Source organism: Bosea sp. OAE506, from assembly GCF_040546595.1.
GTDB lineage: Bacteria > Pseudomonadota > Alphaproteobacteria > Rhizobiales > Beijerinckiaceae > Allobosea.
Genome location: NZ_JBEPOB010000001.1, coordinates 3,456,333 through 3,472,114, shown reverse-complemented (window position 1 = coordinate 3,472,114; position 15,782 = coordinate 3,456,333). Strand labels below are relative to the sequence as shown.

Below are 15,782 nucleotides of genomic sequence, written 5' to 3'. Positions count from 1 at the left end.
GGGCGCAACCGATGCCGACCAACATCCTGATGCCCGCGCTCTCTCCCACGATGGAGAAGGGCAATCTCGCCAAGTGGCTGAAGAAGGAAGGCGACACGATCAAGTCCGGCGACATCATCGCCGAGATCGAGACCGACAAGGCCACGATGGAAGTCGAGGCCGTGGACGAGGGCATTCTGGCGAAGATCGTCGTGCCGGAGGGCACGGCCGATGTCGCGGTCAACGAGATCATCGGCGTGATCGCCGGCGAGGGCGAGGACGCCAAGGCGGCCGCCGCGCCGGCCAAGGCCGAGGCTCCCAAAGCTGCCGAAGCTCCCAAGGCCGACGCGCCCAAGGCTGCGCCTGTCGCCGCCGCTCCGGCGGCTGCTCCCGCGGCGGCCGCGGCCGCGTCCCCCGGCGAGCGCCCCTTTGCCTCGCCGTTGGCGCGCCGGCTCGCCAAAGAGGCCGGGCTCGACCTGTCGAAGGTCCAGGGCTCGGGCCCCCATGGCCGCATCGTCGAGAAGGATATCGAGGCCGCCAAGACCGGCGGCGGCGCCAAGGCCGCGCCGGCTGTCGCACCTGCGACGGCTGCACCGGCGGCCGCGTCGAAGCCGGCCAGTGCGCCGCTGGCGACCGGCCCCTCCGACGACCAGGTCAAGAAGCTGTTCGCAGCCGATTCCTATGAAGAAGTCCCGCATGACGGCATGCGCAAGACGATCGCGCGCCGCCTGCTCGAGGCCAAGCAGACCGTCCCGCATTTCTACGTCACGGTGGATTGCGAGCTCGACGCCCTGCTCAAGCTGCGCGGCGAACTGAACGCCGCCGCGCCCGAGAAGGACGGCAAGCCGGCCTACAAGCTCTCGGTCAACGACATGGTGATCAAGGCGCTGGCGCTGGCGCTGAAAGCCGTGCCGGACGCTAATGTGAGCTGGACCGAGAACACCATGCTCAAGCACAAGCACGCCGATGTCGGCGTCGCCGTCTCGATCCCCGGCGGGCTGATCACCCCGATCATCCGCGATGCCTGCCACAAGACCCTGTCGCAGATCTCCAACGAGATGAAGGACATGGCGGCCCGCGCCAAGGCCCGCAAGCTGAAGCCCGAGGAGTATCAGGGCGGCACCACGGCGGTCTCCAATCTCGGCATGTTCGGCGTCAAGGACTTCGCCGCGATCGTGAACCCGCCCCATGCGACCATCCTCGCGGTCGGCGCCGGCGAGCAGCGCGCCGTGGTCAAGGGCGGCCAGCTCGCGGTCGCGACCGTGATGTCGGTGACGCTCTCGACCGACCACCGCGCGGTCGACGGCGCGCTCGGCGCCGAGCTGCTGGCGGCCTTCAAGGGCTATATCGAGAAGCCGATGGCGATGCTGGTGTGAGGCCGGAGAACGATCATGGCTGACTACGACATCATCATCATCGGCTCCGGCCCCGGCGGCTATGTCGCGGCGATCCGGGCGGCCCAGCTCGGCTACAGGACGGCGATCGTCGAGCGCGAGCATCTCGCGGGCATCTGCTCGAACTGGGGCTGCATCCCGACCAAGGCGCTGCTGCGGTCGGCCGAGATCCTGCATTACGGCCAGCACGCCAAGGATTACGGGCTGGTGCTGGAAGGCACGTTCAAGGCCGATCTCGAAGCGGTTGTGAAGCGCTCGCGCGGCATCGCGGCGCGGATGAACAACGGCGTCCAGTTCCTGATGAAGAAGAACAAGGTCGACGTGATCTGGGGCGAGGCGGTGCTGACCAAGACCGGCACGATCCAGGTCGCGCCGACCAAGAAGCCGGCAATGCAGCCGCAGGTGCCGCCGCCGAAGAACGCCAAGGGCGAGGGCACCTACACTGCCGACCACATCATCGTCGCGACCGGCGCCCGCCCGCGCGCGCTGCCCGGCATCGAGCCGGACGGCAAGCTGATCTGGACCTATTTCGAGGCGATGGTGCCGGCCAAGCTGCCCAAGTCCCTGCTCGTGATGGGCTCGGGCGCCATCGGCATCGAGTTCGCCTCCTTCTACCGGACGATGGGCGTCGAGGTGACGGTCGTCGAGGTGATGCCGCAGGTCGTCCCCGTCGAGGACGCCGAGATCGGCGCCTTCGCCCGCAAGGCCTTCGAGAAGCAGGGCATCAAGATCCTGACTTCGGCCAAGGTTACCAAGGTCGAGAAGGGCGCTGATAGCGTCACCGCCCATATCGAGGACGAGAAGGGCGGCAAGCTCACCATCACAGCCGACCGGATGATCTCGGCCGTCGGCGTCGTCGGCAACATCGAGAACCTCGGCCTCGAGGCGCTCGGCGTGAAGACCGATCGCGGTTGCATCGTCATCGACGATCTCTGCCGCACCAACGTCAAGGGCCTCTATGCCATCGGCGACGTCGCCGGCCCGCCGATGCTCGCCCACAAGGCCGAGCATGAGGGCGTGATCTGCGTCGAGGCGATCAAGGGCCTGCATCCGCATCCGATGGACAAGCTGATGATCCCGGGCTGCACCTATTGCCACCCGCAGATCGCCAGCGTCGGCCTGACCGAGGCCAAGGCCAAGGCCGCCGGCCATGAGATCAAGGTCGGCCGCTTTCCCTTCGTCGCCAATGGCAAGGCGGTCGCGCTCGGCGAGGATTCAGGCCTGGCCAAGACGATCTTCGATGCCAAGACCGGCAAGCTGCTCGGCGCCCATCTCGTCGGGCCCGAGGTCACCGAGCTGATCCAGGGCTTCGTCGTGGCGATGAACCTCGAGACCACCGAGGAAGAGCTGATGCACACGGTCTTCCCGCATCCGACGATCTCGGAGGTGATGAAGGAGAGCGTGCTCGACGCCTATGGCAAGGCGCTGAACGCGTAAGGGGAAACAGGCGAGCCGCCCGCCGGGCGGAGGGGGGACCGTCACGATGAAGCGGCTTTCTCTTGGATGGGCGGTGCTGGCCCTGCTGGCGGCCTGGTCCCCGGCCCGGGCCTGCGAGGGGGCGGGCTGCGCCAACGGTCTGGTCTACGAGACCTTCGGGCCTGCGCCAGGCGCAGGCCGTCCGGTGCTCGCCTTCTTCATCCATGGCGACGTCTCGGCGGGTGGGCCGGCCGACTACATGGTCGCCCATGCCCGGCAGTTCGTCGCCTCGCGCAAGAACGTTGTCGCCATCGCCCTGCTGCGGCCGGGCTATTACGACCGCGGCGGGCGGCAGAGCGCAGGCTCCGACAATGGCCGGCGTGACACCTTCCATGCCGGCAACAACCGCGCAGTCGCGGGCGCGATCCGCGAGCTGAAGCAGCGTTACGGCGCGCGTGGGGCGGTGGCGCTCGGTCATTCCGGCGGGGCCGGCACGATCGGCGTGATCGCCGGCAGCGATCCCGGCCTGCTGAACGGCATCGTCCTGGCCGCCTGCCCCTGCGATGTCGCGGCGTGGAATGCGAGTCGCGGCCGGCGCGGCGGCTTCTCTTCGCAATCGCCGGTCGACTATCTCTCCGGCGTTGCGCCCGGAACCGCCATCGTCGCGGTGACCGGCCAGGGCGACGACAACACGCGCCCCGAGCTGGCGACGGACTATGTCGCGAAGGCGCAGGCGCGAGGCCTGCCGGCGCGCGTCCAGCTCGTCGGCGGCGGGCACAACTTCAACGGCTCCCTCTCGTCCGCTGCGGTCGCGGCGCTCGGTGGAATGGCCCGCTAGCCCCTCTGGATTTTGCGCCAGCCGATCCGCATATCCCGGCCATGACGCCCCGCACCCGCAAACCCAAAGCCCCCGACACCATCGTGCCCGACGAGCAGGTCGAGATCCTGCCGCCCGGCCGCGGTCTCGTGCTCGACTGGCGCGTGATCGCGCCGACGGTGGCGCTGGGCACGGTGACGGGCTTCGCAGCCAGCCTCGTCGTCGGCGGGGGCGGGCTCCTGCGCCACGCGGTCGTCGGCCTGCTCGGCATGCTGGTCGGGCAGGGGCTGGTGCGCCTGACGGGCTGGCGGGTCCAGACCGGCTCCGCGCGTCTCGACGAGATGGCGATGGCGGTCATCGGCGCGATTCTCGTGGTGCTGCTCGCCCGCTTCATCGCCTGAGGGAACCTTCCGCGGCCGGGCTTGTTGTGGCGGTGCATTCGCGCGAGCCTTGCGCGAACGGACTGGGGACAGCACGACAATGGAAAACTTCGCCGCCACCATGGCGCAGCCGGGCTATGGCTTCTTCGCCACGATCTTCATCGGCATGCTCGCCGGCTGGATCGCCGAGAAGATCACCTCCTCGGATCATGGCCTCTTCACCAACATGCTCGTCGGCGTCGCCGGCTCCTTCCTCGGCAGCCGCCTGGCGGACCTGCTCGACATCGCGGTCTTCGGCTTCTGGCGCACGCTTGCCGCCGCGATCGCCGGTGCCGTCGTCGTCATCGTGATCTGGAACGCGGCGCGCGGACGCCGCTGACCGACAGGCTAGGCCGCCCTGCGACAGGGCGGCCGGTGCGCCAAAGGTTGCCCTGCGCGGCAGGGACGATTAGCTAGGGGACGGGCGGCGGCCAGAGGCCGCCGCGATGGATCCTGTCCCGATGGCCCTCGTCCTCGACCTGCTCAACCGCGATCCGCGGCCCAATGTCGGCAATCCGAAGGCGGAGGCCGCCCAGGCCCCGGCGGAGCTGCGCCACCCGGAGAAGCAGAAGCGACCCGAGAACCCGATCCTGCGCAAGCCGGATTGGATCCGCGTCAAGGCGCCGGGCTCGCCGAAATGGGCCGAGACCCAGAAGATCGTGAAGGCCGAGAAGCTGGTCACGGTCTGCGAGGAGGCCGGCTGCCCCAATATCGGCGAGTGCTGGGAAAAGAAGCACGCCACCTTCATGATCATGGGCGACACCTGCACGCGGGCCTGCGCCTTCTGCAACGTCAAGACCGGCGTGCCGCAGCCGCTCGACCCGCTCGAGCCGGCCAAGGTCGCCCAGGCCGTCGCCAAGCTCGGGCTCGAGCATGTCGTGATCACCTCGGTCGATCGCGACGACCTCAAGGATGGCGGCGCCGAGCATTTCGCTCAGGTCATCCGCGCCATCCGCAAGGCTTCGCCCGGCACCACCATCGAGATCCTGACGCCCGACTTCCTGCGCAAGCCCGGCGCGCTCGAGGTCGTGGTCGCGGCCAAGCCCGACGTCTTCAACCACAATCTCGAGACCGTGCCGGGCAAGTATCTGACGGTGCGCCCCGGCGCGCGCTATTTCCACTCACTGCGTCTGTTGCAGCGGGTCAAGGAGCTCGATCCGACGATCTTCACCAAGTCCGGCATCATGGTCGGCCTCGGCGAGGAGCGGAACGAGATCTTGCAGCTGATGGACGATCTGCGCTCGGCCGATGTCGATTTCATCACCATCGGTCAGTACCTCGCGCCCTCCCGCAAGCACCATGCGGTGATCCGCTTCGTCACGCCCGAGGAGTTCAAGGGCTTCGAGGCGATCGCCTATGCGAAGGGCTTCCTGATGGTGTCCTCGACGCCGCTGACGCGCTCCTCGCACCATGCCGGCGAGGATTTCGCGCGGCTGCGCGCGGCCCGCGAGGCGAAGGTCGGCATCGGCCACAACAGCCGCGGCTGAGAAGGCACCGATCCGATGCCGATGTTCAACAGCGCCCGGCGGGTGCGCCACACCCCCGAGCAGATGTTCGCGCTCGTCGCCGATGTCGAGAAGTACCCCCAGTTCCTGCCGCTCTGTGAGGGGCTCACGGTCCGCCGCCGGACCCCGCAGGAAGGCGGCGGCGAGGTGCTGCTGGCCGACATGAGCGTCGGCTACAAGGCGATCCGCGAGACCTTCACCAGCCGCGTCACGCTCGACCCGGCCAATTTGCGGATCCTCGTCGAATATGTCGACGGCCCGTTCCGCTATCTGGAGAACCGCTGGACCTTCAAGCCGCATGAGAGCGGCTGCGAGATCGGCTTCTTCATCTCCTACGAATTCGCCAGCCGCATGCTCGGGCTGCTGATGGGCGCAATGTTCGACAAGGCCTTCCGCAAATTCGCCGAAGCCTTCGAGCGCCGGGCCGATCTCGTCTATGGCACCGGTGCCGCCAGAGGGGCGATCACGGCGTCCTGAGGCGGCCTGATCGCCGCGTCAGCCGGCTGCCGCTTCCTGCAGCATGGCGAGCGCGGTCAGCACGGAAAGCCGCCGGATCTCGTCGCGCGACAGCAGGCCGAACCGCATTTCGCGATGAACCGTACCGTCGGGCCCCGCGCAGGCGAAATGGACGAGGCCGACGGGCTTGGCCTCGCTGCCGCCACCAGGCCCGGCAACTCCCGTGATCGACACAGCCAGGCTGGAAGACAGGGCGCTGCGCCCGCCTTCCGCCATGGCCCGCGCGACGGGTTCGCTGACGGCGCCATGGGCGGCGAGCAGGCCTTCCGGCACGGCCGCCAGCGCCATCTTGGCTTCGTTCGAATAGGTGATGAGCCCACCCATGACCACGTCGGACGAACCGGCGATCGCGGTCAGCGCGCCGCCGACCAGCCCGCCGGTGCAGGACTCGACCGTCGCGACGGTGATCCCCTTCACCCGGCAGGCCTCCAGCACGGCCGTGGCGAGGCGCGTCGTTTCCGCGTCGAACATGAGCTCAGCCCTCCGTGTCGGGCAGGCGCAGCGTCGCAGTTGCGAGCGCGGCCAGCCCCTCCTTGCGCCCGGTGAAGCCCATGCGCTCCGAGGTCGTCGCCTTGATCGCAACCTTGCCGATCGAAACCCCGGCGGCCGCGGCAATGGCTTCGCGCATCGCCTCGCGATGCGGGCCGACCTTCGGCGCCTCGCAGACGATGGTCACGTCGAGGAAGTCGATCAACCCGCCGCGCGCCCGCACCCTCTCCGCCGCGAAGGCGAGGAAGCGGTGTGAGGCCGCGCCCCGCCATTGTGGATCGCTCGGCGGAAAATGCGTGCCGATGTCGCCCTCGGCCAGCGCGCCGAGCAGGGCGTCGGTCAGCGCGTGCAGCGCGACGTCGCCGTCGGAATGAGCCAGCACGCCGCGGTCATGGGCGATGCGGACACCACCGAGCCAGACATGGTCGCCCTCGGCGAAGGCATGGACGTCGTAGCCCGTGCCGACGCGCACGACGAGGGCAGGAGAGCCTCCGCCTTCCGCGCGGCTGAAATCTTCGGGATGGGTCAGCTTCATATTGGCGGGTTCCCCGGCGAAGGTCGCGACGGGATGCCCCGCCCATTCCATCAGCGCGGCATCGTCGGTGAAGCCGGCGCGACCTTGCGCCTCTGCGTCGCGATGCGCGCCCAGCAGCGCTGCGAAGGCGAAGGCCTGCGGGGTCTGCACGCTCACCAGCCGGTCGCGCGGCGGCGTCTCGGCGATGCGGCCGGTCTCGTCGAGGCGCTTGATCGTGTCCGTCACGGGCAGAACGGGGATAGCCGCCACCGTCTCGGCCGTGATCGCCGCCATGGCGCTGCCCAGCAGCGCCCCGGTCAGGAAGGGCCTGGCGGCGTCATGGACCAGCACCGTCCCGCTGAAGCCCTCGGCCTGCAGCGCCTCAAGCCCCAGCCTAACCGAGTCCTGACGGGTCGCGCTGCCCAGCGTCGGTGGGGCGAGCCGGCCGTCATCGAGCCCGGCGACCGCATCCGCATAGCGCGCCTCGTCGCCGGCGCCGATCACCACCGCAATTCGGCCGATCCGGGGTGTGGCCAGAAAAGGAGCCAGCGCCTGCCGCAGAACCGGGCTGCCGCCGAGCAGCCGATACTGCTTCGGCGCGTCGAACCCGGCCCTCAGGCCGCGGCCGCCCGCGACGACGAGCGCGGCAACCGGGGTGTCGGTGTCATCTCGTTCGGCGGGCACGGCTCTTTGTCCTGAATGAGGTTCGGTGATAGTCGCAGGAGGCATCGCCGCCAAGCCCGAAGGCCGCGGTCGATGGCGCTGGGGAGCGGACGATGATGCGGTGCACTATTTCGCGAGAGTCACTTGCGCTCCCGCAGCATTGTCCAATAAATATGCACAATGCAGGCTGCCTTTAATTCAGGCTCGGCCGTGACCGCTATGCTCCCTGTGACCCTCGCGTCGCGCGCCCTGCTGGCGCCGATGTCAGGGGTGACGGACATCGTCATGCGCCGGATCGCGGCCCGTTTCGGGGCCGGCCTCGTCGTCTCGGAAATGGTCGCCTCGGACGAGTTCGTGCGCGGCAGCGAGGAAGCGCGGCTGCGAGCCGAGGGCTCCGACATTTCGCCGCATGTCGTCCAGCTCGCCGGCTGCGACCCGCATTGGCTGGGCGAGGCGGCGCGTCTGGCGGAAGCCAATGGCGCGGCGATCGTCGATATCAACATGGGTTGCCCCGCCAAGAAGGTCACGGGCGGCTGGGCCGGCTCGGCCCTGATGCGCGATCTCGATCATGCCATCTCGCTGGTCGAGGCCGCTGTCGGCGCGGTCAAGATCCCCGTCACGGTGAAGATGCGGCTGGGCTGGGACGATGCCTCCCGCAATGCGCCCGAGCTCGCCCGCCGGGCGGTGGCGTCCGGCGCGCAGCTGATCACGGTCCATGGCCGCACGCGCCAGCAATTCTACAAGGGGGTCGCCGACTGGGCGGCGATCAGCGCCGTCCGTGCCGTCGGCGATTTTCCGTTGGTCGCCAATGGCGACATCCACGGCCTCGACGATGCCAGGGAATGCCTCGCCCAGTCGGGCGCCGATCTGGTGATGGTCGGTCGCGCGGCGCTGGGGCGCCCGTGGCGTGGTCGGGGCGATCGGTGCGGGCCTCGACGGGCGGGCCGCTCCTGCGCCGACGCTCGCCCTGAAGCACGCCGTCGCCCGCGAGCACTATGAGGGCCTGCTGTCGCTGATGGGCAAGGCCCATGGCGTGCGCCACGCCCGCAAGCATCTGGCAGCCTATGCCGACGAGGCGATTGTCAGCGGCGCGGCTCCCGACGCCGAGGCGCGGCGCCTGCTGCTGACCACGGATGATCCGAGCCAGGCCCTCGCGGCAATGGCTAGCCTGTTCTCTCCTGCCTGCGGCCGCGCTGCGGCCTGAACCGGGGTATTGCGTATGACGATGGCGTTCGCCGAGAGCGGCGGAAAGGGCAGGGACGGTTACCTGCTCGATCCGATCGAGATGCAGGCCCTGAATGTGCTGCCGATGCCCGTCGTGGTCATCGGCGAGCGCAATGGCATCCTCTACGCCAACACCTCTGCCGAGGATTTCTTCCAGTCGAGCGCGGTCGTGCTGAAGCGCCAGCGGCTCGACGATCTCATCGCCTTCGGCTCGCCGGTGCTGGCGCTGGTCGAGGAGGTGCAGCGCCGCGGCGCCAGCGTCAGCGAGTACCGGCTCGATCTCGGCTCGCCGCGTCTGGGCGCCGACCGCATCGTCGACGTCTTTGCCTCGCCGCTGCCCAGCCAGGGCGATGCGGTCGTGATAATGCTGCAGGAACGAACAATTGCTGAAAAAATGGACAGACAGCTGACGCATCGAGGGGCAGCCCGCTCGATCACAGCGCTCGGCGCGATGCTGGCCCATGAGATCAAAAACCCGCTTTCCGGCATCCGGGGGGCGGCGCAACTGCTTGAAGCGACGGTTCCCGACGAAGAGCGCATCCTGACGCAGCTGATCTGCGACGAGACCGACCGGATCGTGAAGCTGGTCGAACGCGTCGAGCTATTCGGGGACGAGCGGCCGACCGAGCGCGATCCGGTCAATGTCCACGACGTGCTCGACCATGTGAAGCGCCTCGCCCAGTCCGGCTTCGCACGCCACATCCGCTTCAACGAGATTTACGATCCCTCGCTGCCGCCGGTCTCCGGCAACCGCGACCAGCTCGTCCAGGTGCTGCTAAACCTGATGAAGAACGCGGCCGAAGCCATTGGAACGCAAGCGATCGACGGCGAGATCACGCTGACGACGGCCTATCGTCCGGGCATCCGCATGCAGGTGCCCGGATCATCCGGCCGCATCGCGCTGCCGCTCGAGATCGGCATCCGCGACAACGGACCCGGCGTGCCCGCCGATCTGCTGCCGCACCTGTTCGATCCCTTCGTCACGACCAAGGCCCAGGGCAGTGGCCTTGGACTTGCACTCGTCGCCAAGGTGATCGGGGACCATGGCGGGATCGTCGAATGCGAGTCCGTCCCCCGGCGCACGACGTTTCGAATTCTGCTGCCCCTGCACCAACTCCGGGCACGGCAGGCAGTTTGAGGCCTACAGGACCACAGTGAATGCCGACCGGTAACATTCTCGTCGCGGATGACGACGCCGCGATCCGCACCGTGCTCAACCAGGCGCTCGCCCGGGCTGGATACGAGGTTCGGACCACCGGCCAGGCGGCGACGCTCTGGACCTGGGCCGCGCAGGGCCTCGGCGACCTCATCATCACCGATGTGGTCATGCCGGACGGCAACGCCTTCGATCTGCTGCCGCGCATCAAGCGTGTGCGGCCCGAGCTGCCGATCATCGTGATGAGCGCGCAGAACACGTTCATGACCGCGATCAAGGCGTCCGAGCGCGGCGCCTACGAATATCTGCCCAAGCCCTTCGACCTGAAGGAACTCGTCGCCATCGTCGGCCGCGCGCTGTCGCGTCCGCGCGGCGAGGGGGCCCGGGCGAATGCGGCCGAGCCCGACGACATCCCGCTGATCGGTCGCTCGCCGGCGATGCAGGACGTCTACCGTGCGCTCGCCCGGCTGATGCCGATCGACCTGACGGTGATGATCAACGGCGAGTCGGGCACCGGCAAGGAGCTGGTCGCGCGGGCCCTGCACGACTACGGCAAGCGCAAGAACGGCCCCTTCGTCGCGATCAACATGGCCGCGATCCCGAAGGACCTGATCGAGTCCGAGCTCTTCGGCCACGAGAAGGGCGCTTTCACGGGCGCGCTGACGCGCTCCTCCGGCCGCTTCGAACAGGCCGAGGGCGGCACGCTCTTCCTCGACGAGATCGGCGACATGCCGATGGAGGCGCAGACGCGCCTGCTGCGGGTGCTGCAGCAGGGCGAATACACCACCGTCGGCGGCCGCACCCCGATCAAGACCAATGTCCGCATCGTCGCGGCCACCAACAAGGACCTGCGCATCTCGATCGCGCAGGGCCTGTTCCGCGAGGACCTGTTCTTTCGCCTGAACGTGGTCCCGATCCGCCTGCCGCCGCTGCGCGAGCGCGTCGAGGACATTCCCGATCTTGCCCGCCACTTCTTCACGCTGGTGGAGAAGGAGGGTCTGCCGCGCAAGCAGATCGATTCGGAAGCGATGGACGTGATGCGGCGCTACCGCTGGCCGGGCAATGTCCGCGAGCTGGAGAACCTCGTCCGCCGGCTCGCCGCGCTCTATCCCCAGGAAACGATCACGGCGCCGATCGTAGAGGCCGAGCTGCAGCCGGCGACCTCCAACACCAGCTTTTCCGGCAATGCCGGCCCGGAACGTGCGGAAACCCTGTCGGGCTCGGTCGAGCGGCATCTCAACCAGTATTTCGGCGGATTCGGCGACAACATTCCGCCGCCGGGCCTCTATCACCGCATCCTGCGCGAGGTGGAACCGCCGCTGATCGCCGCCGCTCTGGCCGCGACCCGCGGCAACCAGATCCGGGCGGCCGAGCTGCTCGGCCTCAACCGGAACACGCTGCGCAAGAAGATCCGCGAGCTCGACATGCAGGTGGTCCGCTCGCCGCGCTGACGAAAGGCGGCAGGCCCGCCTTTCATATGTCATATTTTGACAACACCGTTGCGGCGGCGCATCAGTGCCGCATCGCGGCCGGACTGATTTGGGTCTGCCGGCTGCCCGGGAGTTGTCTGCCATCGTGTCTGCCCCTTCGAGCGACGTCAGGATCGTGCCGCGAGCCGACGACACGCCGCGCCGCGTTTCGGGATGGCTCGGCGCGACCGTGGTCGTGTTCGCGCTGGTCTCGGCGCTGGTCACCTTCCTCGTCCTCTCGGGCGTCACCCCCGTGGTGCCGGTGCACGAGGTCGTCGTCGGCGTCTTCGTCCTCAACTTCCTGCTGATCCTGCTGCTGCTGGTCATCGTCGCCTTCGAGACGTCCGTTCTGATCCGCGCCCGCCGCGCCGGCGCCGCTGCCGCGGGGCTGCATGTCCGCATCGTCGGGCTGTTCAGCATCATCGCGGCGCTGCCGGCCGTCCTGGTCGCGATCATCGCCACCGTCACGATCGAGCGCGGCCTCGAGCCCTGGTTCTCCGACCGCATGCGCGACGCGATCTTCCGCTCGGTCGAGGTGGCCGATGCCTATGCGGGGTCGCAATGCCAGTCGCTCGGCCGCGAGATCCGCCTCCTCGCCGACGATCTCTCCCGCGCCCGGGCGGCCTATGACGTCGACCGGAAATGGTTCGAGACCTTCCTGACCGCGCGGGCGACAGCGCTGGGAGTGCCCGTCGCGGCGATCATGCAGCCGCCGGACAAGATCCTCGTCCGCGCCAATATCGATGTTCTGCGCGGCGCGCCCCAACCCGACGCCGCGGCCTTCGACGATGCGCAGTCCTCGCCGGAGCCGATCTGTGTTCTGCCGGCGACCGGCCGGATCTTCGGGGCCGTGGTCAAGCTCCCGTCCTATGACAACGCCTTCCTCCACATCGCCCGCCAGGTCGACCCGCTGGCCGTGGAGTTCCCCGCCATCGCCCGTTCGGCTGCGGCGGAGTACATTTCCATCGATGCGCGCCGGAAGGGCGTCCAGATCGCTTTTGCCTCGATGTACGGGCTGATCGCGGTCATCCTGCTGCTCTCGGCGATCTGGCTCGGGCTGAGCTTCGCCAACGCGCTGGTCGCGCCGATCCGCCGGATGATCCACGCCACCGACCAGGTTTCGAGCGGGAATTTCTACGTTCAGGTGCCGATCAGGCGCTCGGAGGGCGATCTCGCCCATCTCGGCGAGACCTTCAACAAGATGACCGCCGAGCTGCGACGCCAGCGCGACGGGCTCGTGACGGCCAGCGAGGTGATCGATCGTCGCCGCCGCTTCACCGAGACCGTGCTGTCCGGCGTCTCGTCCGGCGTGCTGAGCCTCGACCGCGACGGCCACATCACCATCGCCAACCGCTCGGCCGAGAGCCTGCTGGGCACGGGCGGGCGCCTGCTCGGCCAGCCGATCGCGCAGGTCGCCCCCGAGATCGCCGCCTTCGTCACCGAGGCACTGAACGGGCGCCAGCGCCAAAGCGCAGGGCAGATCGCCATCACGCGCGCCGGCCAGGACCGCATGGTCAATGTCCGTGCGGTGCGCGAAGGCGAGGGCTCCGGCGCCGGGCTGGTGGTTACGCTGGACGACATCACCGACCTTGTCTCGGCGCAGCGCACCGCAGCCTGGGCCGACGTCGCCCGCCGCATCGCCCACGAGATCAAGAACCCTCTGACGCCGATCCAGCTCTCGGCCGAACGCATCCGCCGCAAATTCGGCCGCGTCATCACCGAGGACAAGGAGATCTTCGACCAGTGCACGGCGACCATCGTGCGCCAGGTCGAGGATATCCGACGCATGGTCGACGAGTTCTCCTCCTTCGCCCGGATGCCGAAGCCCTCGCTGACGCAGGACGACATCGCCGAAACGGTGCGCCAGATCGTCTTCCTGATGCGCGTCGGCAATCCCGAGCTGACGATCAACGAGAACCTGCCGGCCGGTGCCGTACTCGCGCGCTTCGACCGGCGGCTGCTCTCGCAGGCTCTGACCAATGTGATCAAGAACGCCACAGAGGCGATCGAGGCTGTGCCGATGGACGAGCGCGGCCCGGGGCGGATCGACGTCGCCTTCGAGCGGCGCGAGGATGGCCGGATCGTCATCGACGTCATCGACAACGGCAAGGGGCTGCCGGCGGACCAGCGGCAAAAGCTGCTGGAGCCCTATATGACGACCCGCGAGGGAGGGACTGGGCTCGGTCTCGCCATCGTGGGCAAGATCCTCGAGGACCATGGCGGCGGCATCGAGCTGCTCGATCGGCCGGACGCGGCCGAGGGCCAGCGCGGCGCCCGCATCCGCCTCTGGTTCCCCGAGACCGGTCCCGAGCCCGAAGAGGCGAGGGAAGGCGACCGCGGCGATCCGCAGCGGAGCGCGGCGTCGGGACGGCAAACGCATGATGGGATACGCGTATGAGCGCTGACATTCTGGTCGTCGACGACGAGGCCGACATCCGCGAGCTGGTCGCCGGCCTGCTCGAGGACGAGGGCTATCGCACCCGCAAGGCGAGTTCCGCCGACGAGGCGCTGGTGGCGATCGCCGCGCGGCGGCCCAATCTCGTCTTCCTCGACATCTGGCTCCAGGGCAGCCGCCTCGACGGGTTGCAGGTCCTCGAACTGATCAAGGAGAGCCATCCCGATCTGGCGGTGGTGATGATCTCGGGCCACGGCAACATCGAGACCGCCGTCTCCGCCATCAAGAGCGGCGCCTACGACTTCATCGAGAAGCCCTTCAAGGCCGACCGTCTCGTTCTCGTCGCCGAACGCGCGCTCGAGGCCTCGCGTCTGCGGCGTGAAGTGCGCGAACTAAAGAAGGGCTCGGTCCAGGCCAGCCGCATCGTCGGCCGGTCGACGGTCGTCAATCAGCTGCGCCAGACGATCGAGCGCGTCGCGCCGACCAATGCGCGCGTGCTGATCACCGGCGAGCCGGGCTGCGGCAAGGAACTCGCCGCCCGTACGCTGCACGAGGCCTCGACGCGCGCGACCGGTCCCTTCGTCGTCATCAACGCGGCGACGATCACGCCCGAGACGATGGAGGAGGAGCTCTTCGGCGTCGAGGCGGGCGACGGCCGCTCGCGGCGTGTCGGCGCGCTCGAGGAGGCGCATGGCGGCTCGCTTTATATCGACGAGATCGGCGACATGCCGCGCGAGACCCAGAATCGCATCTTGCGCGTGCTGGTCGACCAGAACTTCCAGCGCGTCGGCGGCGCCACGCGCGTCCATGTCGATGTCCGCATCATCTCCTCGACCAGCCGCGATCTCGCCCAGCTCATCGCGGGCGGCCATTTCCGCGAGGATCTCTATCACCGTCTCTCGGTGGTGCCGGTGAAGGTTCCGGCGCTGTCGGAGCGCCGTGAGGACGTGCCGGAGCTGATCGAGTTCTTCATGGAGCAGATCTCGGTCGCCTCGGGGCTGCCAAAGCGGCGCATCGGCGCCGATGCGATGGCGGTGCTGCAGTCCCATGAGTGGCCGGGCAACGTTCGCGAGCTCAGAAACAATGTCGAGCGGCTGATGATCCTGACCAAGGGCGATCCCACCGCCGACATCACCGTCGACATGCTCCCGGCCGAGGTCGGGGCGATGGTGCCGACGACGCCCTCGGGCTCGGGTGGCGAGCGCCTGATGAGCCTGCCGCTGCGCGACGCCCGCGAGATCTTCGAGCGCGAATATCTCATCGCCCAGATCGCCCGCTTCTCGGGGAACATCTCGCGCACGGCCGAATTCATCGGCATGGAACGTTCGGCACTGCACCGGAAGCTGAAGTCGCTGGGCGTGGGCTGAGGCGGCAGGCGCGGCCTGCATGCGCGGTTGCACTCAGCGCAGGCGGTTCGCTGCCCTGCACGCTCATGTTGCACTTGCGTTGTCGGCGGACTCGGCAGTCTAATACGGGATCGGTGTCCCGAAGCGGGCGGCACGAGCTGCTGCGCCAACGGGACGAAATGGATCGCAGGCTCCAAGCCGATGCGCGATCCCAACAACAGGGGCTACCCATGGCCGCAGAGCGGGCACAGAATCTTCAGGACACGTTCCTCAACTATGTACGCAAGCAGAAGATTCCGCTGACGATCTTCCTCGTCAACGGCGTCAAGCTGCAGGGCGTCGTCACCTGGTTCGACAATTTCTGCGTGCTGCTGCGCCGCGACGGACATTCGCAGCTCGTCTACAAGCACGCCATCTCGACGATCATGCCCGGCCAGCCGGTGCAGCTGTTCGAGCCTGAGGAACAGGACAAGGCCTGAT

Annotated in this window: 14 protein-coding genes and 1 pseudogene; 13 read left to right on the top strand and 2 right to left on the bottom strand. The window is 68.3% G+C overall.

What is annotated here, in order from left to right:
* The first annotated feature begins 11 nt into the window (after positions 1–11).
* The 7 genes from ABIE41_RS16840 to ABIE41_RS16810 all read left to right on the top strand — a co-directional run bounded on the left by ABIE41_RS16840 (position 12) and on the right by ABIE41_RS16810 (position 6,007).
* Positions 12–1,355, top strand: a complete 1,344-nt coding sequence (locus ABIE41_RS16840) for a pyruvate dehydrogenase complex dihydrolipoamide acetyltransferase (protein ID WP_192641461.1) — start codon at positions 12–14, stop codon at positions 1,353–1,355.
* 15 nt (positions 1,356–1,370) lie between these two features.
* The gene (gene lpdA / locus ABIE41_RS16835; RefSeq protein WP_192641460.1) at positions 1,371–2,810 is read left to right on the top strand and encodes a dihydrolipoyl dehydrogenase; all 1,440 of its coding nucleotides are present in this window, start codon (positions 1,371–1,373) and stop codon (positions 2,808–2,810) included.
* Between the two features lie 46 nt (positions 2,811–2,856).
* Entirely contained in the window at positions 2,857–3,627 is a 771-nt protein-coding gene (locus tag ABIE41_RS16830) for an alpha/beta hydrolase family protein (RefSeq protein ID WP_192641459.1), read from the top strand.
* Between the two features lie 41 nt (positions 3,628–3,668).
* Entirely contained in the window at positions 3,669–4,007 is a 339-nt protein-coding gene (locus ABIE41_RS16825) for a GlsB/YeaQ/YmgE family stress response membrane protein (RefSeq protein WP_354192579.1), read from the top strand.
* 79 nt (positions 4,008–4,086) lie between these two features.
* On the top strand, positions 4,087–4,365 hold the full coding sequence (locus tag ABIE41_RS16820) for a GlsB/YeaQ/YmgE family stress response membrane protein (RefSeq protein WP_192641458.1): 279 nt from the start codon (positions 4,087–4,089) through the stop codon (positions 4,363–4,365).
* A 121-nt stretch (positions 4,366–4,486) separates the two neighbouring features.
* The gene (gene lipA, locus ABIE41_RS16815) at positions 4,487–5,512 is read left to right on the top strand and encodes a lipoyl synthase (RefSeq protein WP_192641457.1); all 1,026 of its coding nucleotides are present in this window, start codon (positions 4,487–4,489) and stop codon (positions 5,510–5,512) included.
* A gap of 15 nt (positions 5,513–5,527) precedes the next feature.
* Positions 5,528–6,007 (top strand): type II toxin-antitoxin system RatA family toxin, encoded by a 480-nt coding sequence (locus ABIE41_RS16810; protein WP_192641456.1) that lies wholly within the window; start codon positions 5,528–5,530, stop codon positions 6,005–6,007.
* Positions 6,008–6,025: 18 nt separating this feature from the next.
* On the opposite strand, the gene ABIE41_RS16805 is transcribed toward ABIE41_RS16810, so the two are convergent.
* Together ABIE41_RS16805 and ABIE41_RS16800 are read right to left on the bottom strand one after the other, a co-directional pair.
* Positions 6,026–6,517, bottom strand: coding sequence for a CinA family protein (locus tag ABIE41_RS16805; RefSeq protein ID WP_192641455.1), 492 nt, complete (start codon positions 6,515–6,517; stop codon positions 6,026–6,028).
* A gap of 4 nt (positions 6,518–6,521) precedes the next feature.
* Entirely contained in the window at positions 6,522–7,733 is a 1,212-nt protein-coding gene (locus ABIE41_RS16800) for a bifunctional 2-C-methyl-D-erythritol 4-phosphate cytidylyltransferase/2-C-methyl-D-erythritol 2,4-cyclodiphosphate synthase (protein WP_354192575.1), read from the bottom strand.
* Positions 7,734–7,931: 198 nt separating this feature from the next.
* Between ABIE41_RS16800 and dusB the strand changes: the two are divergent.
* The 6 genes and pseudogenes from dusB (at position 7,932) to hfq (ending at position 15,781) form a co-directional block, all read left to right on the top strand.
* A pseudogene (gene dusB / locus ABIE41_RS16795) lies at positions 7,932–8,916 on the top strand (tRNA dihydrouridine synthase DusB).
* 81 nt (positions 8,917–8,997) lie between these two features.
* Positions 8,998–10,074, top strand: coding sequence for a two-component system sensor histidine kinase NtrB (locus tag ABIE41_RS16790; RefSeq protein ID WP_192642830.1), 1,077 nt, complete (start codon positions 8,998–9,000; stop codon positions 10,072–10,074).
* A gap of 20 nt (positions 10,075–10,094) precedes the next feature.
* On the top strand, positions 10,095–11,543 hold the full coding sequence (ntrC, locus tag ABIE41_RS16785) for a nitrogen regulation protein NR(I) (RefSeq protein ID WP_192641452.1): 1,449 nt from the start codon (positions 10,095–10,097) through the stop codon (positions 11,541–11,543).
* A 124-nt stretch (positions 11,544–11,667) separates the two neighbouring features.
* Positions 11,668–13,959, top strand: coding sequence for a sensor histidine kinase NtrY-like (locus ABIE41_RS16780; RefSeq protein WP_354192572.1), 2,292 nt, complete (start codon positions 11,668–11,670; stop codon positions 13,957–13,959).
* Positions 13,956–15,323, top strand: coding sequence for a nitrogen assimilation response regulator NtrX (gene ntrX, locus ABIE41_RS16775; RefSeq protein ID WP_192641451.1), 1,368 nt, complete (start codon positions 13,956–13,958; stop codon positions 15,321–15,323). Before ABIE41_RS16780 ends, ntrX begins: the two co-directional genes overlap by 4 nt.
* A 209-nt stretch (positions 15,324–15,532) precedes the next feature.
* Positions 15,533–15,781 carry an RNA chaperone Hfq gene (gene hfq / locus ABIE41_RS16770; RefSeq protein ID WP_054141683.1) on the top strand — a complete coding sequence of 83 codons (249 nt, stop codon included), beginning with the start codon at positions 15,533–15,535 and terminating at the stop codon, positions 15,779–15,781.
* Position 15,782 lies beyond the last annotated feature (1 nt).